The 19,204-nt window shown below is 65.4% G+C and carries 15 protein-coding genes; 5 read left to right on the top strand and 10 right to left on the bottom strand.

Annotation, left to right across the window (positions count from 1 at the left end; genetic code table 11):
• Window positions 1-4: 4 nt before the first annotated feature.
• From tssC to tssA, 3 genes are read right to left on the bottom strand one after another with little or no spacing between them, the layout of a single operon-like run.
• Window positions 5-1,510, bottom strand: coding sequence for a type VI secretion system contractile sheath large subunit (gene tssC, locus NKJ64_RS04965; RefSeq protein WP_023682611.1), 1,506 nt, complete (start codon window positions 1,508-1,510; stop codon window positions 5-7).
• Between the two features lie 3 nt (window positions 1,511-1,513).
• Window positions 1,514-2,050: a type VI secretion system contractile sheath small subunit gene (gene tssB, locus NKJ64_RS04960; protein ID WP_023673718.1), complete on the bottom strand. Its 537-nt coding sequence runs from the start codon at window positions 2,048-2,050 to the stop codon at window positions 1,514-1,516.
• Between the two features lie 6 nt (window positions 2,051-2,056).
• Window positions 2,057-3,235: a type VI secretion system protein TssA gene (gene tssA, locus NKJ64_RS04955; protein ID WP_023754029.1), complete on the bottom strand. Its 1,179-nt coding sequence runs from the start codon at window positions 3,233-3,235 to the stop codon at window positions 2,057-2,059.
• Window positions 3,236-3,560: 325 nt separating this feature from the next.
• On the opposite strand from tssA, the gene tssH reads away from it, so the two are divergent.
• Window positions 3,561-6,365, top strand: coding sequence for a type VI secretion system ATPase TssH (tssH, locus tag NKJ64_RS04950; protein WP_352462070.1), 2,805 nt, complete (start codon window positions 3,561-3,563; stop codon window positions 6,363-6,365).
• Here tssH and NKJ64_RS04945 read toward each other — a convergent pair whose 3' ends face one another.
• The 6 genes from NKJ64_RS04945 to NKJ64_RS04920 form a co-directional block, all read right to left on the bottom strand.
• Window positions 6,366-7,601 carry a VWA domain-containing protein gene (locus tag NKJ64_RS04945; protein WP_023687036.1) on the bottom strand — a complete coding sequence of 412 codons (1,236 nt, stop codon included), beginning with the start codon at window positions 7,599-7,601 and terminating at the stop codon, window positions 6,366-6,368.
• A 2-nt stretch (window positions 7,602-7,603) separates the two neighbouring features.
• A complete protein-coding gene (locus tag NKJ64_RS04940; RefSeq protein WP_023682608.1) occupies window positions 7,604-9,856 on the bottom strand; it encodes a DUF5682 family protein in 2,253 nt (750 codons plus the stop codon).
• A 4-nt stretch (window positions 9,857-9,860) separates the two neighbouring features.
• Window positions 9,861-10,940, bottom strand: a complete 1,080-nt coding sequence (locus NKJ64_RS04935) for an ATP-binding protein (RefSeq protein ID WP_023673899.1) — start codon at window positions 10,938-10,940, stop codon at window positions 9,861-9,863.
• A 19-nt stretch (window positions 10,941-10,959) separates the two neighbouring features.
• Window positions 10,960-12,393: a DUF5691 domain-containing protein gene (locus tag NKJ64_RS04930; RefSeq protein ID WP_023738416.1), complete on the bottom strand. Its 1,434-nt coding sequence runs from the start codon at window positions 12,391-12,393 to the stop codon at window positions 10,960-10,962.
• Window positions 12,390-13,793: an SWIM zinc finger family protein gene (locus NKJ64_RS04925; RefSeq protein WP_023684463.1), complete on the bottom strand. Its 1,404-nt coding sequence runs from the start codon at window positions 13,791-13,793 to the stop codon at window positions 12,390-12,392. The genes NKJ64_RS04930 and NKJ64_RS04925 overlap by 4 nt, the downstream gene beginning before the upstream one ends.
• A 98-nt stretch (window positions 13,794-13,891) precedes the next feature.
• Window positions 13,892-14,431 (bottom strand): Lrp/AsnC family transcriptional regulator, encoded by a 540-nt coding sequence (locus NKJ64_RS04920; protein WP_023724276.1) that lies wholly within the window; start codon window positions 14,429-14,431, stop codon window positions 13,892-13,894.
• Window positions 14,432-14,479: 48 nt separating this feature from the next.
• On the opposite strand from NKJ64_RS04920, the gene NKJ64_RS04915 reads away from it, so the two are divergent.
• Together NKJ64_RS04915 and NKJ64_RS04910 are read left to right on the top strand one after the other, a co-directional pair.
• Window positions 14,480-15,658 carry an MFS transporter gene (locus NKJ64_RS04915; RefSeq protein WP_023696650.1) on the top strand — a complete coding sequence of 393 codons (1,179 nt, stop codon included), beginning with the start codon at window positions 14,480-14,482 and terminating at the stop codon, window positions 15,656-15,658.
• Between the two features lie 60 nt (window positions 15,659-15,718).
• Window positions 15,719-16,138, top strand: coding sequence for a GNAT family N-acetyltransferase (locus NKJ64_RS04910; RefSeq protein WP_023684459.1), 420 nt, complete (start codon window positions 15,719-15,721; stop codon window positions 16,136-16,138).
• Here the strand turns inward: NKJ64_RS04910 and NKJ64_RS04905 are convergent.
• Window positions 16,135-17,250 (bottom strand): anhydro-N-acetylmuramic acid kinase, encoded by a 1,116-nt coding sequence (locus NKJ64_RS04905; protein WP_352462069.1) that lies wholly within the window; start codon window positions 17,248-17,250, stop codon window positions 16,135-16,137. The two genes, NKJ64_RS04910 and NKJ64_RS04905, sit on opposite strands and share 4 nt — an antisense overlap.
• Window positions 17,251-17,463: 213 nt before the next feature.
• Here NKJ64_RS04905 and NKJ64_RS04900 point away from each other — a divergent pair, with 213 nt between their 5' ends.
• Together NKJ64_RS04900 and NKJ64_RS04895 are read left to right on the top strand one after the other, a co-directional pair.
• Window positions 17,464-18,147, top strand: a complete 684-nt coding sequence (locus NKJ64_RS04900; RefSeq protein WP_023668581.1) for an SDR family NAD(P)-dependent oxidoreductase — start codon at window positions 17,464-17,466, stop codon at window positions 18,145-18,147.
• 172 nt (window positions 18,148-18,319) lie between these two features.
• Entirely contained in the window at window positions 18,320-19,174 is an 855-nt protein-coding gene (locus NKJ64_RS04895) for a MetQ/NlpA family lipoprotein (protein WP_023668580.1), read from the top strand.
• Window positions 19,175-19,204 lie beyond the last annotated feature (30 nt).

Below are 19,204 nucleotides of genomic sequence, written 5' to 3'. Positions count from 1 at the left end.
GCAATCAGGTCTTCACGGACGGCAATTCCGACACCAGCCTGAGCGAGGCGTTGATGCCCTCCAGCTGGTAGTGCGGGCGCAGATAGAAGCGGGCGTTGTAGTAGCCCGGCCGGCCCTCCACGCTGTCGACCTGCACCTCGGCGGCGGCAAGCGGACGCTTGGCGCGTGCCTTGTCGTCGGCGAAGGCCGGGTTGGCCAGCACGTACCGGTTGATCCATTCGGTCAACCAGATCTGCATGTCGGTGCGTTCCTTGAACGAGCCGACCTTGTCGCGCGCAATCGCCTTGAGGTAGTGGGCGAAGCGCGAGACCGGGAACAGATAGGGCAGGTTGGCGGAGAGCCGCTCGTTGGACTGGGCGTCGGGGTCGACCAGGCGGCCCGCCCGCGTCTCATCGTCCTGCAGCGAATGGGCGCCGATGAAGGCCGCGAGATCGGTGTTCTTGCGGTGCAGGATCGGCATCAGCCCGAGCTTGGCCAGTTCCGCCTCGCGCCGGTCGTCGATGGCGACTTCCGTCGGGCATTTCATCGCGATCGAGCCGTCATCAGTCGGGAAGGAGTGCACCGGCAGGTTAAGCACAGTGCCGCCATTTTCGACGCCGCGGATCTGGGTGCCCCAGCCATAGAGCTTGTGGCTGCGGTTGATGTTGACGCCCATCGGGAAGGCAGCGTTCATCCAGACATATTTGTTGTGATCGCCCTGCACTTCCTCCTCGAAGGAGAAGCCCTTGACCGGGACTGTCTCCGAGCCGTAGGGCAGCCGCGCCAGCACGCGCGGCATGGTCAGCCCGATATAGCGCGCATCCTCGCTCTCGCGCAGCGATTGCCACGAGGCGTAGGCCGGGTTGGAGACGATCTGCTGCAGGTCCTGCGGGTTGGGCAGTTCCTGCCAGCTGTCCATGCGGAACAGCCGTGGCGAGGCGGCGGCGATGAATGGCGTGTGCGCCGAGGCGCAGATGCCGGAGATGTTGCGCAACAGGCCGACGTCGCGCGGGTGGTTGGAGAACTCGTAGGCGCCGATGACGCAGCCGATCGGTTCGCCGCCGAGCATCGAATACTCGTCGGTGTAGACCTTCTTGAAGATCGGGCTCTGGTCCCACATCTGGCCTTCATAGTCTTCGAGCGTATCGGCCAGCTGCTCCTTGGAAATGTTCATCACCCGGATCTTCAGCTTCTGATCCGTCTCGGTGTTGTTGATGAGGTACCAGAGGCCGCGCCAGGTGCCTTCCATCTGCCGCACTTCCGGCGCGTGCAGGATTTCGTTGACCTGGGTCGTCAGCATCTTGTCGATGCCGGCGATCAACGACTTGATCGACTTGATCGAGTTGGACGAAATCGTCGTCGTCTCGGAGCGCGACTGCGCCGCCAGAGCCAGGTTGCGAACCAGCTGCTGCAGCTTCTCGCTGTCGTCCTTCTTGACCTTGAAGTCCTTCTCCAAGAGCTGGCTGAATTCGCCGAGATCGACGGCCTCGGCCTCGGCGACGGATGCTGCGGTCTTTTGCTGTTCGGCCATGATCTATTCCTCACCCTTGTCGTCGGACAGCGCCTGGGCGGCGATCTGGCCAAGCAGCGGCTGGTTGTTCAGCAATTGGGCGATGCGCTTTTCGGCATCGACGCGGCCGTCCATGAAGCCGAGCAGCTCCTCGAGCTGGCGCCGCATCTTGAGGATCTCGGCCAGTTGCGGGACCTGTTCGGCGATCTTGTCGGGGGCGAAATCGCCCATCTTGGTGAAGGTCAGGTCGAGCGCCAGTTCTTCGTCGCGCTCCTGTCCCTCGGCCTGCGGCAGCGTGTTCTTCACCCGCGCCTTGACCCTGGGTCCCAGCGCTTCCATGAATTTGGGGAAGCGGTTGGCATCGGTCTCGACAAAGGAACGGTCGAGCACCGTCTTGGACGCTTCCCTGGTCTGCGATGCGCCCGACAGGTCGGCCATCACGCCCATGACGAACGGCAGTTCGATCGTCGTCGGGCTGCCGTAGGTTTCGACATCGTAGGCGATCTGCACGCGCGGGGCGCGATTTCGCTCGATGACCTTCGCTTTGCTTTCGGCTGGCATGTGTTGCTACCTTTCATCCTTCTGGGCAGTCTTCTTGGCGTCGGGAACGCCGGCGAGCAGCCGGAATTCCTTGAGCCCCGACGGGGCGAGGTCTTCCATCAGTTCAACGAAATCCATGTGCACCATCCTGCGCACCCGGCGGGCGAGATGCGGGATCGGACTCGACGGCTCGGTGCGGTCGTAGAACGCGACCACAAGGTCGAGGCACTTCACCACATCGTCGCGCGAGGAAATCCTGTCCGGGAGCCCCGCACCGGTCTCCGCGTAGCTTGCCATCATCTCGGCTCCATGACCGTTTCTGACCGGCGCGGCCGGGCTTGCCGGGGGAGCAGCCGGGCTGGCAGCCCCCTTCGTCGCTGCCTCTTCCGTGGTCTCGACCGCCGTGTTGCGTTCCAGCGTCGTCAGCACGCGCTGCAAAAATCGTTTCAGGTCCGGGACGGCAGCCCCGTTGCTGTCAAGACGGGCATTCAGGGCCGTATCGACCGCGTCGAGCGCCTCGATCGCTGCGTGCGCCCCGGCGATGAGCGCTGTCATCTGTTCACCGGCCTGGTCCTGATGGGCGGCACAACCGCTGCCCACCCGGTTCAGGAGCTGTCCGTGCGCGCTGACCAGCGCTGCCTTCTCCGTGGCATTCAATCCCGACGCCGCTTCCTGAAGCATGACGCGATCGTCGAGCGCACCCTGTTCGAGATCGCGTCCGCTGATCGGCCCGATGGGACGCGGCGCGAAGAAGACCATTTGCCTGAGGTTCGCCAGCAGGCCTTCCTGGCCGTTCTGCAGGTCGGCGAGCGCGTTGAGGCGGCGCAAGGCGGCCTCGCGTGGTTGGGGGCTGGCCCGCAGCGCCGGGTGCATCGTCTCCCAATGCGTCTCGAAGGTCCTTGCAATCAGGGTCAGGCCCTGTGCCAGTCCGGCCAATCCCTCTTCATTGGCCAGCGCCCGGGCGACAATGACAAGCAGGCGCAGGTCGCGGCCATGCGAACGCAACTCCTCGGCCTTGCCGAGCACGGCAGGCCAGTCGACCGGAATGGTCGATTGCGCGGCTGGCTTGTTGCGCCCGTCATGGACGACCTTGACCTGCGGCTCCGTGAGCCGCTCCAGCTCATGAAAAGCCGGATCGTTGCGCAAGTCTTCGCCTGACGGATTTTCACCGTCCAGCGGAGCAAGCCAGAGTGCGAGATCGATCACAGATACCCCCGGCGACCGGCTCTAAAACCGTACGTGACCTAACGTTAGCACACGGTTGCATATTCCCACAATTCGCCATCCGCTCAAAAGTTAACGAGCGCTAATGAATGTCGGTGCAACTGCGTCTCGGATGGCGCAATTCATGGCGTGCTTGGCCAACCTCGTATGTGAAGCGCATCGCATAGGATTAGAAAAAATCGTGGTTGTCTGCATTTGGCGGCGCGGGACTCTCCACAAAGGGAAAAGGCCGGCTGCATCAAGCGCTTTGTCAAGCGGCTGCTTATGTGGCAGGCTGTCGACGGGGCAGATTGCAGGAGCACGTTCGATGGAACAGCGCCGGTCGTCGCAGGGGTTCAAACGCAAGGAACTGGTTGGCAAGCTCAATCCGGTCTGCCTGCGCGCCTTCAAGGCCGCCGCCGACAGCGCCAAGCTGCGCGGCAATCCTTACGTCGAACTCGTCCATTTCATAGAACAACTGGTGCTGTCCGAGCGTTCGGATGTGCAGATGATCATTGCCGATGCCGGCGTCGATGCCAGCCGGCTTACCAGCGAAATGACCCGCGCCGTCGACAAGCTGCCCTACGGCGCCACCTCGATCGAGGAATTTTCCGACCACATCTTTCACGCCATCCAGGAGGCCTGGAACCTGGCGACGCTGGAATTCGGCATGGAGGAGGTCCGCAGCGCCCATGTCGTGCTCGCCTGCCTGAAGACGCCGGTGCTGGAAGGCCTGGTGGCGAAGATCAGCGGCGAATTCGACAAGATCGACGCCGACGGGGTCATCGCCCGCTTTGCCGAGGTGGTGGACGGTTCGCTCGAAGCCGGCGCCACGGCAGCAGTGGCTCCCACCGCGGAGGCGCCGCGGCGAGCTCCGGGCGGGGACTCCGCGCTGGCCAAATACGCCACAGACCTCACCCAGCGCGCCCATGACGGCAAGATCGACCCGGTCGTCGGCCGAGACCCGGAGATCCGGCAGATCATCGATATCCTGATGCGGCGCCGGCAGAACAACCCGATCCTGACCGGCGAGGCCGGTGTCGGCAAGACCGCGGTGGTCGAGGGGTTTGCCCTGCGCATCGCCCAGGGCGACGTGCCGCCGCCCCTGCAGGGCATCAGCGTGCGTATGCTCGACGTTGGCCTGATGCAGGCCGGCGCCAGCGTCAAGGGCGAGTTCGAGAAGCGCCTGAAGGCGGTGATCGACGAAGTTCAGTCATCCGAGACGCCGGTCATCCTGTTCATCGACGAGGCGCACACGCTGATCGGCGCCGGTGGTGCCGCCGGAACCGGCGATGCCGCCAATCTCTTGAAGCCGGCGCTGGCGCGCGGCGAATTGCGCACCATCGCCGCAACCACCTGGGCCGAGTACAAGCAGCACATCGAAAAGGACCCGGCGCTGACCCGCCGTTTCCAGGTGGTCAAGATCGATGAGCCGTCGGAAGCGGTCGCTGTGCTCATGCTGCGCGGTGTAGCCGGCGTGCTCGAACAGCATCACGAAGTGCAGATCCTGGACGAGGCGATCGAGGCGGCGGTCAGCCTGTCGCATCGTTACATCCCGGCGCGGCAATTGCCCGACAAGGCGGTCAGCCTGCTCGACACCGCTTGCGCCAGGGTGGCGATCTCGCAGCATGCGACGCCGGCCGAGGTCGAGGACATTTTGCGGCGCCGCCAGGCGCTCGAGGTCGAAAGCGGCATCATCGGCCGCGAGGCCGCGATCGGCATCGAAGTAACTGACCGGCAGGCGCGGGTCGAGGCCGGGCTCACTGAGACCGGGACCATGCTCGCCGCCGCCGAGGAGCGCTGGGAGCGCGAAAAGGCGCTGGTTGCCGAGATCCTCGAACTGCGCGCGCGGCTGCGCGGCGACGGCGTGCCGCTAGATCCGGTGGCGACAGCCGAGACCGATGCCGAACCAGCAGCGCCGGACGAAGAAAAGACCAAGGTACCGAAGGCCGAGACGCCCAAGGCCGGAACGTTCAAGCCTGAAAAGCCGAAGGCCAAAGCGTCCGAGACCGAAGCGCCGGCTGCCGAAGCTGCACCGTCAGATCCTGCCGCCGATCTGGCGCGGTTGCGCGAACTCATGGCCGAGCTTGCCACCGCGCAAGGCGAGACGCCGCTGATCCTGCCGTCTGTCGACCGCAATGCGGTCGCTGCCGTGGTCCAGGACTGGACCGGCATCCCGACGGGACGGATGCTGTCCAGCCAGACCGAAAAGGCGCTCAAGCTCGCCGACACTTTGTCCGAACGAGTCGTCGGCCAGGATCACGCCATGGAGATGATCGCCAAGCGCGTGCAGACCAGCCGCGCCGGGCTCGGAGCGCCGGAAAAGCCGGTCGGCGTGTTTCTGCTCTGCGGCCCCTCCGGTGTGGGCAAGACCGAGACGGCCCTGGCGCTGGCCGAGACGCTCTATGGCGGCGAGCAGAACCTGATCTCGATCAACATGTCCGAATTCCAGGAGGCGCACACCGTCTCGACGCTCAAGGGCGCACCGCCCGGCTATGTCGGCTACGGCAAGGGTGGCATTCTCACCGAGGCCGTGCGCAGAAAACCCTATTCGGTGATCCTGCTCGACGAGGTCGAGAAGGCGCATCCCGATGTCCACGAGATCTTTTTCCAGGTCTTCGACAAGGGCATGATGGATGACAGCGAGGGAAGGCGCATCGACTTCAAGAACACGCTGATCCTGCTGACGTCCAATGTCGGCTCCGAAGTCATCATGGAGCGGACGCAAAACGGCACGGTGAGGGCAGGGCTCGACGGCCTCGATGCTGCCCTGCGCGCCCCACTGCTGAAGGTGTTTCCAGCGGCCTTCCTCGGCCGCGTCGTGACCATCCCTTACTATCCGCTCTCGGATTCGATGATCGAGGCCATCACCCGCCATCAGTTCGGCAAGATCGCGCGGCGGCTGCGCGCCAGCCACGACGCCGAACTGGTGATCGGCGACGGCGTCATGGCGCTGGTCAAGGCGCGCTGCACCGAAATCGAGTCCGGTGGCCGCATGATCGACGCCATCCTCACCAACACGCTGTTGCCGGAACTCAGCCGCGGCGTGCTGAACCGGTCGCTCGACGGCGAGAAGATGACCAAGGTGACCGTCAGCGCTTCCACTGACGGGTTTGCCTATTCGTTCGAATAGTCAGGCCTGACTGCTCGGCTCCGTCTCGGCGCGGATCAGCTTGATGTCGGCGCCGGCTGCCCAGGCGCCGATATCCTCGCGCCGCAACGCCGCCGCCATCATGTCGGGAAACAGGTCCGGCGTGCAGGCGAAGACCGGTATGCCAAGTGCCGCGACCGAAGCCGACATCGCCGGATCATAGCCCGGCCGGCCCTGATCGGTCAGCGCCAGCAGCACGATGACATTGACGCCGGACCGGACCAGCGCCGCAAGCCGCCGCAGCAAGTCCTGGCCGTTGCCGCCCTCATAGAGGTCGGTGATCAGCACGAAGTGGGATTTGGTCGGCCGCTCGATGCGGTCGGCGCAATAGGCGACCGCCTGGTTGATGTCGGTGCCGCCGCCGAGCTGCACGCCAAACAGCACCTCGACCGGGTCGCTGAGCTCTTCGGTCAGGTCGACGATGGCCGTGTCGAAACAGACCAGCTTGGTGCGCACGACCGGCAGCGACGCCATCACCGCGGCGAAAATCGAGGCGTAGATCACCGAGCTCGCCATCGAGCCGGACTGGTCGACGCACAGCACCACTTCGTCGAGATCGACCAGCCGGCGTTGCTTGCGCATGAAGCCGACCAGTTTTTCCGGCACGACGGTTTTGTGCTCAGGCTGGTAGTGGCGAAGATTGGCCGAGATGGTGCGCGGCCAGTCGATGTCGCGTTGGCGCGGCCGGTTGGTGCGTCGCGACTTGTCGAGCGCGCCACGGATCGCCTCGGCGGTCTTCTGCTCCAGCCGCTGCATCAGCTTGGCAACGATGTCGGCGATGATGGTGCGGGCGATGTCCTTGGTCTTGGCCGGCATCACCGAACGCAGCGAGATCAGGTCGGCGACGAGGTTGACGTCGGCCTCGATCGCCTTGAGGAATTCCGGCTCCATCAGCATCTGCTTCAGGTTCAGCCGCTCAAAGGCATCCTTCTGGACGATCTGGACCACCTGGGCGGGAAAGAAGGAGCGGATATCGCCCATCCATTGCGCCACGCGTGGCGCCGAGCGGCCGAGCCCGCCGCGCCGCTTGCGCGGGTCGGCATCGGCATTGGCGCCGTCGCCGTAAAGCGCATCGAGCGCCGAAGACAGTTTTTTGTCATCACTGGAAAGGGCGGAGGAAGCCTCGTCATCGGCGCCGATCGCCAGCCGCCAGCGGCGCTCGCGCCCGCTATCGGAGGATGCTGGGCCGGGTTCGGGCACTTCGGCTTCGTCATCCATTGTCACACTCCGCCCGCCAGCAATGGCCCAAGCCGCTCCAGGTGACGGCGCCAGCCCTCGCCGCCATCCGGCGCCGGCGTCAGGCCGGCCGGCAACCTTGCGGTGCGGCCGAGCACGGCCTCGATCAACCGCTGCCGCTCCATCGAGTCCAGATTGGAGAAGACGCGGCGCAGCAATGGCAGATGCGCGATGAAAGCGTCCTCGCCGAGCGATTTCAGCCACCCATCGACGGCGCCGCGCAGGCCCTCGTCGTAGATCAGCCGCTGGCCGGCAGTGCTGAAGAAACCTTCGAAGAACCCCGCTGCCTGGGCGACCGGCGTCCCCGGCGACAGCCTGCGTCCGAGCAGCCCGGCGGCGTCCTCTGCCGACAGTTGGCCGGCTTCATAGAGCAGATGCGCGGCGCAGCCGGCGAGCAGCGCCGTCGAGCCCGGACCTTCCAGCACGCCGGTCAGGCCGTTGCGCCATGCATCGAGCACGCCTTCGCCGGGCTCGACCAGCCGGATCGCCGTGTCGGCCTTGCGCACAGCACCGACCAGCGTGGTGGCGGCCTGCTCGTCCAGGTCGCGCACCGCATAGGGCAGCGCGATCGCGCCTTCGACGATCAACCGTTCCAACAAACCGGACAGCCGGTTGGTTTCGGTCTTGCGCGCCTCGCCGTAACGGATGATGTCGGCAAGCGGCGGCACCGAGGCCAGCATCTCCAGGCATTCGCTGCTGTGCGCTGCGCGCGCCTCCAACGCTACAAGGCCGGCGCTCGCGGCCTCCGACAGATCCGCCGTAATGGCGCTCTGGACAAGGGCGGCAAGCGTGTCGAGGCTCGCGGCCGCACCGAGCATCTGGATCAGGCGGCCATTGGCGGCCTTTTCGATAGTCGGGCCGTAGATCAGGTTCTCGACCAGGCGCACGGCATATTCCGGCTCCCAGGCCAGCGTCCATTTTTCGCGAAAGGTGCCGCGGCTGCGGCCGGCGTCGGCCAGCCTGCCCCATTGCACGCCAAGCACGTTCAGCCGGTGCAGCAATGTCGAACGAAACAGTCCGCTTTCGCTGCGCAGATCGACCGACAGCTCGCGTTCCAGCGCCTCCGGCTTCAGCCGCGCCGCCTTCTGGTTGCGCTGCAGGTCCTCGATCAGCGGCGCCAGCGGCGTGTCGGGCGGAATCTCGCCGACATCCGCGCCCAAAAGCAGCTCGGCCTCGACCAGCGCCCACAGCACCGCTTCGCCGTTGAACAGCGCCGCGATCGCGGCATCGCGCAATTCCTCGAAGCCGGGCTTCGGCCGCTCGCGAATGGCAGCCAGTGTGCGCGCAAGCCGCTCGGCCTCGATCAGCGACGCGGTCGACACCAGATGGCCCTTCGCCCGGAGCACCGCCGCGATCGTCGCCAGCCACAGCGTCGCGGCGTCGCGCCGCCCTCGTGTGCGCCATAGATGCTTGCACCAGCCGGGCGCGACGACGCCAGCGCCATAACCATAGCCCAGCGCAAGACGCGGCCCGGTCCATGGCGCCCATGTCATGATGCTTTTGCGCCGGGCAATTCCCTTGATCAGCGCCTGGTCGTTCTTCTGCGTGTGCGCGGCCTGCAGGGCCGGCACATGCCATGCGCCGCAGACGACGGCGATCGGTCCGGCGAATTCCTTGCGCGCGGCGGCGATTTCCAATCGCATATGCGCTTCACGCTTGGCCTCGAACGGCGCGATCGCACCTTCGCCGTCGCGCAGCGTCGTCATCGCATCGGTGATGGCAGCGAAGATTGGACCCGGCTGCGGATTCTGCTCGATAATGTCGGCCCACCAGCTTTCGCCATCTTCATAGCCGGCGGCCGCAGCCAGCGTGCCGATCGGGTCGCGATGCGATGCGGGCTCGCCATCCTCACCGGTTTCGTCCTTGGGTTCGGGCTTGTCGGCGTCAGCCGTTTTGTCGGGGTCGTCGGTTGCCGGTGCCGCGAACCGTGCCGATGACGGCAGGTCGATGAACCGCAATGCCGCCTTGTTCGCCACCGCCCACACCGCCGCCTGGTATTCCGGCGAGAACTCGGCGAACGGCCAGAAACTTGTCGCGGCCGGATCGTCCTCGGGGTAGCAGAGCAGCGCCACCGGCGGCTGCATCTGCGGGCGCGCCAGCAATGGCAGCAGGGCGGACGCGTCGCTCGGCCCTTCGATCAGCACCGCGACCGGCTGCAAGTCCCGCAGCGCCTGCACCAGGCTGTCGGCGGAGCCCGGCCCGTGATGGCGGATGCCGAAATAGGCGACGTCGCTCATGACCTCAGATCGCTGCGTTCAGCGCCGCGTAATAGCCGGCATAGTCCGGCCGCTTCTTGAGCACCGTTTCGAGATATTCCTCCAGCACCACCTTGTCCTGCACCGGGTCCTTGACGATGGCGCCGACAAGGCTGGCGGCGAGGCCTTCGGCGCCGAGCTTGCCGCTGTCGAACCACGCCGCCTGGCTGAGGCCGCCGACCATGGTGGCGATCGCCTCGGCGGTCGAGAGCGAACCCGAAGGCGTCTTCAGCGTCACCTTGCCGTCGGCGGTTGCGCCCGAGCGCAGCTCGCGGAAAATGGTCAACACTCGAGCGATCTCCTCGCCGACATTTTTCGGCACCGGCAGGTCGAGCCCGCCGGCCATCTCGTCGACCCGCTTGGAGACGATCGCCACCTCTTCGGCCATGTCTTCGGGCAGCGGCAGAACCACCACATTGAAGCGGCGCTTGAGCGCCGAGGACAGCTCGTTGACGCCCTTGTCGCGATTGTTGGCGGTGGCGATGATGTTGAAGCCGCGCTGGGCATAGAGCGAGGTGTTGAGCTCCGGGATCGGCATCATCTTTTCCGACAGCACGGTGATCAGCGTGTCCTGTACATCGGAGCCCATGCGCGTCAACTCTTCCAGGCGGCATAGCTTGCCGCTCTCCATGGCGCGGTAGAGCGGCGTCGGCACCAGCGCCTCCTGGCTCGGCCCTTTGGCCAAAAGCTGCGCATAGTTCCAGCCGTAGCGGACCTGGTTCTCGTCGGTACCGGCCGTGCACTGCACGATCAGCGTGGAATTGCCCATGATGGCGGCGGCGAGATGTTCCGACACCCAGGATTTTGCGGTGCCGGGAACACCGAGCAGCAGCAGCGCGCGGTCCGTGGCGAGTGTCGCCACCGCCGTTTCCATCAGTCGGCGGCGGCCGACATATTTTGGCGATATCACGGTGCCGTCGCTTGCCTTGCCGCCGAGCAGGTAGGTCAGAACGGCCTTTGGCGAGAGGCTCCATCCCGCAGGTTTTTGCTTGTCGTCATTGCGCGCCAGCGCCTGCAGTTCAGCGGCATAGGCCTGCTCGACGGGGAGGCGGATGGCTGCGTTCATGGTGCTGTTCTCCGGATTGTCATGGGTTGGTTCCCGTCAGGGCCGCGTTGAGGCGCAGGAAAGCGAGCGAGGCTGCCGCCGGCGGCATGCCGGCCGCAACGACATGCTCGATCAATTTTTCCGCTGTCGCCGCAGTGGCCAGAAAGCCCAAAGTTTCCAACAGGTCGTCGACGGTTCGCTTCATCGCGTCATCATTGCCGGCGACAGCCGAACGCAACACCGCCAAGCTCTGGCCGTTCGTCAGGTCGGGCCAATCCAGCCAGTTGGCTTCGAAGCCCTCGGCAAGGGTGAGCGTGCTAACATACTGCGGCGTATCTTTCAGGATCAATCTGACCAGGACACGCTTCCTGCGGCTATCCAGGCGCGGTGTCAGGTGCAGCACGAACAGTGCCGGCTTGCCACCCTCGGCGATCAGCGTGTCGGCCATCTGCGTTACTGCAGCGTCGCTGCCCGACGCGGCGACCATTCGTGAGATCTGGATGTCGGCATTGTTGTCGGCACCGAACTGCCAGGCTGCAATGAAATCGGGTTCGCTGACCCCAAATCGGGAAGCAAGGTCGACCAGATTGCAGGTCTCGAACAGTTCGGCGCGGCGCTTTTCCTGCGCCGGGGATTTGAGTTTTGCCGGGGTGTAGGTGGTGCGGCGGCGGATAAAGCCGGATTTGCCTTCTGCGATGAAGGCGGCAAGTTCGGCAACGGGATCGTCGGCACCGCCACCAACACGACCGTGCTCGCCCAACCTCGCCAGCAGCCGGCTCGCCAGTTCCTGCACCTTGCCGGAGCGGTCAGTGGCCAGGCTTTTCAGGAACGGCGCGTCCTCAGGCGTCAGGCCGAAATGCATGAGTTCGATCAGTGCCAGCCGGACTTCCGCCGGCTCGCCGGGCGCCTTCGCTTCCATCAGGCTGCGGGCCGTGGCCGGATCGCGACGGCGCATCTCGGTCAACGCGATACGGCGCGCGGCGGGGTAAAAGTCATCCCAGTTCTGCACCGTCAGTTGCTCCTGCGGCGCAATCTTCAGCCCCTCGACGCTGGCCTGCCAGTCGATCCACGGCGCATAGATGTCAGGGCTGTTCTGGTCTGATGCCGACGGCATCCAGTCCATCGGATGCAGCACGTAGCCACGGCCGGCGACGAGCGTCGCCACGCGCGCCTTGCGCCGCGCATCGGCGGTGTTCTTCAAGGCAGCCCGCAACAGCGGCCGCAACCGCTCCGGCAGCAGCGGCAGGCCAAGCCTCGGCAGCGGCGGGCGCCGCTTCAGCGACTTCGGCGCGGCTGGCCTTAAGCCCACATCGAGCGCCTGCGCGGCGATGGCCAGCAACAGCCGCTCCCGTTCGTCCGGGCTTGCGCCGCCGGCGATTTCCTTCCACGCGGCTGGCGCCAGATCGAACGCAGTTCCGCCGGTGATCCAGCAGTCGCGCATCGTCGCCAGGCCGGTTTGCTCGAGCTCGTTCATGACAGATCGAGCCTCCCGAAGCCGCTTTGCGCGGCGAGCAGATCGAGCCGCGCGCCGTTCCACAGGGCTGCCGTTGCCGAAAGGTCGAGACCGAGCACGGTTTGATCGACGGTTCCGGCGACAGGCAGGGCGATCCCTTGCGGGTCGTGCGCCGCTTGCCACCAGGCGGTGCCGCGCTCATCGAGCAGGATCGCGCCGGCAGGCAGCATCAGCGGGCTATCGGTCGACCAGGGTGCTGCGTCCTGGTGCGCCGCATGCGCCGCCAGCGGATCCTTGACAATGCCGAGGCCGAAATCCGGCCAGGCGCCCGACACGACATCGCCCTTGCGCTCCGCTACCAGCGCCCGCAGCCGTTGGCGTGACGGATAGAACACCAGCCTTGCATCGAACCGGTCGCCAGGTGTGAACGCGGCAGAGCGGCGGCCGGCCGAGGCCGGAAAGAAATCGAGTAGCAGCGCAAATTGCGGCGTCGGGCTTTTCAGGTCGAGCAGCCAGGTAGAATGGCTGACAAGGCCGTCGCGGCGGGTCTCGATCTTCTCGCCGATGACTTCCCACTGGCTGTCGACCTGTCTTGCATCGGGATTGGCCAGCACCTGGTCGCGGGTTTCGGATGCCGACACCAGCCGCTTCAATTCGGGATCGTCTGGCGCCGAGCGCCAGGCCTTGGCCAGCAAAACCAGCTTGCCGAGTTCGCGGATCGCCGCGTCCGGCCGTTCCTCGCTGCGCAGCGCCATTAGCCGGGCCGGGATTTCGTCGATGCGTCCCGCAAGCGCCGTTGCTTTCATGTCGACCAGCCTGGCGGCAATGCGGCGGCAGCGCTCGCTGCTGGCGTCGGCAAAGGCGGAAAGGCCGAGCCGCAGCTGGTCGGCAATCCACTGGTCGAGTTCGTCCAGCGCGCCTGCCACCGCGGTGCGCGTATCTTCCGCCCGCTTGCGCTGCGCCGTCTCGCGGCGCTCCGTCGCGGCGGCGTCATCGACGGTGCTTTCCTCTGCCTGCGAGGCCTCGCCAATGCTCTTGCCAGACGCGCCCCTGCCAGACTTTGCGTCGACCGGCGGGGGCGCACTCTTCCTGCGCCGGCCAAGCCAGTCATTGACCCATTCCGGCGTTGTTTCGGCTGATGTGAAGCTGGCCGGCGCCGTGGCGGCGATCCACATCAGCGCCAGCGTGTGCTTGCAGGGAAATTTTCGCGACGGGCAGGTGCATTTGTAGCCGTGGTCGCCGGTGTCGACGACGGTGCGATAGGGGTTGGATCCCGAGCCCTGGCATTCGCCCCAGATCAGCGCCTGCTGCTCGTTCTTCTCCAGCCGCGGCCAGTTCGAGCGCTTGGTGAGCTTCGAGGCGGCGCTTAGCGACGCCTGATCGGGGGCCAGCGCCTCGATGGTTTTCAGTTCGAATTCCAAGCCGCGCCTCTCGTCACCCCAAATCAATGCCTGGCATCAATATAGGGTGCCGTTTGTGAAGGATTGTTGTGGCCCCGGCAAGACGAAGATAGCGCAGATCAGTACAACGGCGTGGCCATATGCCGGGGCGTCGGCCATTGCGCGGTGATCTCGGGCTGCACCGGGCGCTCGAGATAGGTCGACAGCACGACATAGCTTCGCGTCGAGGTGACGCCGGGCGTTTCGTAGAGACGCGCCAGCAGGCCTTCGAGCGCCCTGGTGTCCTCGGTGCGGACCTTGAGCAGCAGGCAGGTGTCGCCGGCCACCGAATGGATTTCCTCGACCTCAGGATATTGCGAAACGGCCATCAGCTCCGGCGTCTTGCCCCAGCCCTTGGTATCGATATGCACGAAGGTGAGCAGCGGCTTTTTCACCGCCTTCGGGTCGATGATCACAGCCGTGCCGCGGATGGCGCCGCTGCGCCGCAGGCGCTTGACCCGCTCATGCGCCGCCGGCGGCGACAGGCAGACGCGTTCGCCAAGTTCGGCGTAGCTGATCGTCGCATCCTCGACCAGCACGCCTAATATTTTTCGGTCGATTGCGTCGAGCTCTCGGGGAGCTACCTTATTCTGCAGAACCCCATCTGTTTCTTCGTCCATATCGAAATTCCTTGTTGTCGCGGAATTCAGTTCGGCCATTATGACCCGATGACGAACGCGCATCAAGCTGCAACGCTCCATCAGCCGATCCCGGCGCTGGCCTATCTCCTGACCGGCTGCATCGCCGTCATCGGCTCGAACTCGCTGGTCCTGGGTCCAATTGCTCCGGCAGTCGCCGCATCCTTCGGCACCAGCGTGCCGGCGGTGATGGCCGCGTCGGCTGCCTTCGGTCTCGGCACTTCCGCCAGCGCTTTGTTCCTCGCCCGCTATATCGACGGCGTCGGCGCCCGCCGCATGCTGCAGGGCGCTCTGCTGTTGCTGACGGTCGGGCTTCTCGCCAGCGCGCTGGCGCCGACGGTGATCATGCTGGTCGCGGCCCAGGCCGTCGCCGGCATCGCCGCCGGCGTCGCCATGCCGGCCATCTATGCCAGTGCAGCGGCAATTGCGCCGCCCGGCCGCGAAAGCGGCACGATCGGCGTCGTGCTGACCGGCTGGACGGTCTCCATGGTGGCCGGCGTGTCGCTGTCGGCCGTGCTTGCCGATCTCGTGCACTGGCGCGCCGTCTTCGCCGCCGTCGCGGTGCTTTCCGCCATTGCGCTTGCTGCCTTGTCGATGACCTCGCTCAGCGACGTCAGGAAGAGCGGCCCGGCGCCGTCGCCGTTCGTTGCGCTGGCCATTCCGGGCATCGTGCCGCTGCTCATCGCCTGCACCGCCTTCATGACCGCTTTTTACGGCGTCTACGGCTATCTCGGCGATCATCTGCACCAGGATCTGGGCGAGCCCGTCAGCGCCAATGCGCTGGCCGCACTCGCCTACGGCGCCGGCTTCGGCGCCGCGGCCTTCCTCGACGGCGTCATCGACCGCATCGGCGCACGGCGCGTCATGCCTTTCGCCTATCTGCTGGTCGCCGTCGTCTATGTCGCGATCGCGCTCGCAAGCAGCAATTTCGTGCTGATCCTGGCTATGATCGCCATCTGGGGCCTTGCCAATCATTTCGGCCTGAACGTGCTGGTGATGCGCCTTACCGCGCTCGATCCGTCGCGCCGTGGCACCATCATGGGCCTGAACAGCTCGGTCACCTACCTCGCCGTCTTCATCGGCACCACCAGCTTCGGGCCGCTTTATTCATCGTTCGGCTTTGCCATCTGCGCCATCGTCGCCGCCGTGCTGATGCTGGTTGCGGCAGCAGCGGGGTCATGGCGATCGCCGCTGCCCATCAAGCCGTAAAGCTTGCGTTCTCATCCCGTCCTTCGCTAGAGCTTGGCTTGCCATGCGAGCCCCGCCCGGATGAAGACGACGCTTGAAACCACTGCCGACCCCTCGTCAGACGACCTCGCCTTCCTGGCCGAGCGGCTGACGGCGTTCAATGACGGCGATGTCGGCCCCTCCGGCCGCAAGCCGATCGCCGTCTTCGTTCGTGATGAGCACGGCGCTGTCGTCGCCGGCATTTCGGGATACACCGCCTGGGGCTGGCTCTATGTGCAGTGGCTGTGGGTCGACGAACGCCTGCGCGGCCGGCATATGGCCGGCGACATGCTGGGCGCTGCCGAGGAGGAAGCGGTCAAGCGCGGCTGCCAAAACGCCTGGATTGATACGTTCAATCCGACAGCGGCCAAAGTCTATGAGCGGCAAGGCTACCGGCGCTTCGGCGAACTGCCTGACTTTCCCGTCGGCCGCAGCCGCATCTTCCTGCAGAAGAAGCTCTAACCTGCCAGCCGCCCGCCTTGCATCGGCCGCGGCACGCCGGTGGTGCTGGGAAAGCTGATCGGCAGGCCGCGCAGCACGCGCACGGCAAGGAAGGCAAAGCATTCGGCCTCCACCGCATCGCCTTTCCAGCCCAGTGTCTCGGCCTGCACAACCTCGACGTTGGCGCGCCTCGCCAGCATCGCCATCATCGTCGGGTTGCGGCGGCCGCCGCCACTGACCGCCAGCCGCTTCGGCCGGCGCGGCAACAAATCGAGCGCCTTGCCGACGGCCGAGACGGTGAAGGCCGTCAGCGTCGCCGCCCCATCCTCTGCGCCGAGGCCGTCGGCCATGGCGGCGCCGAAGTCGAAACGGTCGAGCGATTTCGGATAGGGCTTGGTCAGATACGGATGCTGGAGCAATTTGGCCAGCCGCACTTCATCGACGGTGCCGGCCGCGCCCAGTGCGCCGTCGCGGTCCATCTCGCCGAGGCCGTTTGCCTTGATGAAATCGTTGAGCGGCGCGTTGGCCGGGCCAGTGTCGAAGGCGACGATGTTGTCCTTGCCGTCCCACCAAGTGACGTTGCCGACACCGCCGAGATTGAGCACAGCGGTGTCCCCGCTGGCGTCGGCTTCCCTCAAAAGCGCCGCGTGGTAGGCAGCCGCCAGTGGTGCGCCCTGGCCGCCAGCGCGCACATCGTCCGAGCGGAAATCATAGGCGACCTTGGCGCCCAAAATGGAATGCATCAGCGCGCCATCGCCCAACTGGCGCGTATCGCCGCGCCGCCCGGGTTGCGGGGCACGATGCAGCACGGTTTGGCCGTGAAAACCGACCACGCCGATATCGCCTATGGTTAGGCCGTAGCTTTCGACAAGGTCCTTCACCGCCGCCGACTGCGCCCGCGTCAGCGCCTCCTCGGCTTCGGCAAAGATCGCCGGCTCGGGCCCGTCGAAATTCCACACCCGGGCCTGACGCAGCGTCTCCTCCAGCAAGGCACGGATCGCTGCGGGGTAGGGGGCCAGCGTATAGGTGCCGAAATCGGCGATCCGCTCGCCATCGGTCTTGATCAGCGCCACGTCGATATTGCCGTCAAGCACGGTGCCGGTCATCAGGCCGACGGCCCAGATTGGTTCCACGGTCGACTCCCTTGCGACACCGTTTGCGATTCCAACGCAATCACCTGTCGGACGGATTGTCTCGCCAGGCAAGACCCTGGCCGCGGTCGATTGCTCCGAACCTGCCGGCAGAGTTTTTCACCGAACAGCGAAAATCGAGCAACGCCGTTCTTGCGTCTCGCCGCTCAAGACGCCAGCTATGAGACGAACACGTCATCGCCAAGGAGAAACGACATGGCATCCGAAGTCGCAGTGATCGCCGGCGCGGGTGCGGGCCTGAGCGCCTCTTTGGCACGCCTTCTCACCACGGAAGGCTATCGTGTGGTGCTGGCCGCCCGCAACACGGCCAAACTCGCGGCGCTGGTCGGGGAAACCGGCGCGCTGGCCGTCGAAACCGACGTCGCCGATCCGGCCTCCGTCGCCGGCCTGTTTGACGCCGCCGACAAGCAAGGCCCGCTGGCCCTTGCCGTCTTCAATGCCAGCGGCCGCACGCGCGGCCCGATCGCCGAGGTCGATCCCGATGCGGTCAAACAAGCCTTGCTTGTCGGCGCCTATGGCGGCTTCCTGGTCGGCCAGCAAGCGGCGCGGCGGCTGCTTGCGCGCGGCTCCGGTTCGATTCTTTTCACCGGCGCCTCCGCCAGCATCAAGGGCTTTCCCAACTCCGCCGGCTTTGCCATGCCGAAATTCGGCCTGCGCGGTCTGGCTCAGTCGATGGCGCGCGAACTCTTCCCGAAGAACATCCATGTCGCCCATTTCATTATCGACGGCCAGATCGAGCCGGTCGGGACGAAGCCCGAGCGACCGGACAGCCAGCTGTCGCCCGATGCGATCGCGCAGACCTATCTCGCGACCCATCGCCAGCATCGCAGCGCCTGGAGCTTCGAGGTCGAGCTGCGGCCCTTTGTCGAGACATTCTGACCGGTCCGGCGTGACCGTTCTCGCAATTGCGAAATCTTTGAGAGAATATTCCCGGCTTCGTGTTTGAGAAGAAATGCGGTTCTTTGATCCGGCAAGCAGCATTGCCGATGATGTCGTCAAGGCTTGGTATTCCACCTCGCCGCAATGACTTCAGGATTACGAGGGATCGACAATGTCCGAACGCGGAAACGCTTCCAGCTCTCTTCTTTTTTCAGCCATCAGCCGGCGAGCTGCCCTTGCGGCACTTTTTGCCTCGGCCGTCACGCTTGCCGGTCTGGCTCAGCCGACGCCGTCCTTCGCCGAGGACAAGAAGTCTATCAAGGTCGGCATCATCAGCGGCGAGGATGAGGATGTCTGGCGCGTCGTCGTCGCCCAGGCCGCCGAAAAAGGCCTGACCGTCGAGACCGTGGTGTTCAACGACTACACCCAGCCCAACGAGGCGCTCGAGCGCGGCGAGATCGACGCCAACGCCTTCCAGCACCAGCCCTATCTCGACAACCAGATCAAGACCCAAGGGTACCACATCGTGCGCGTCGGCTACACCGGCGTCTGGCCGATCGGCCTCTACTCCAAGAAATACACCAAGGTTGCCGACCTGCCCGAAGGCGCCGTCATCGGCTTGCCCAACGACCCCTCGAATGAGGGCCGCGCGTTGCGCGTTCTGCAGAACGAAGGCGTGATCAAGCTGAAGGACGGCACCGGCATCCTGGCGACCACCGCCGACATTGCCGAGAACCCTAAGAAGGTCGTCATCAAGGAACTGGACGCCGGCATTGTCGGCCGCTCGGTCGAGGATCTCGACGCGGCTGTCGTCAACACCGACTGGGCGCTGAAGAGCGGTCTCGGCCCGGACAACCGCATCGCCCAGGAGCCAGTGGCCGACAACCCCTACCGCAACTTCATCGCCGTGAAATCCGGCAACGAGAACGAGGCGTGGGTGAAGACGCTGGTCGCGTCCTACCAGAACGAGGCGGTCAAGGCCGAGTTCGACAAGGTCTACAAGGGCACCGGGATCAGCGCCTATTGATTGGCGCCTGGTTGTCAGGAGCAGGCGGCC

The sequence above is a fragment of the Mesorhizobium sp. M0062 genome (genome assembly GCF_040323125.1).
GTDB lineage: Bacteria > Pseudomonadota > Alphaproteobacteria > Rhizobiales > Rhizobiaceae > Mesorhizobium.
This window is presented reverse-complemented; position numbering and strand designations above follow the sequence as displayed.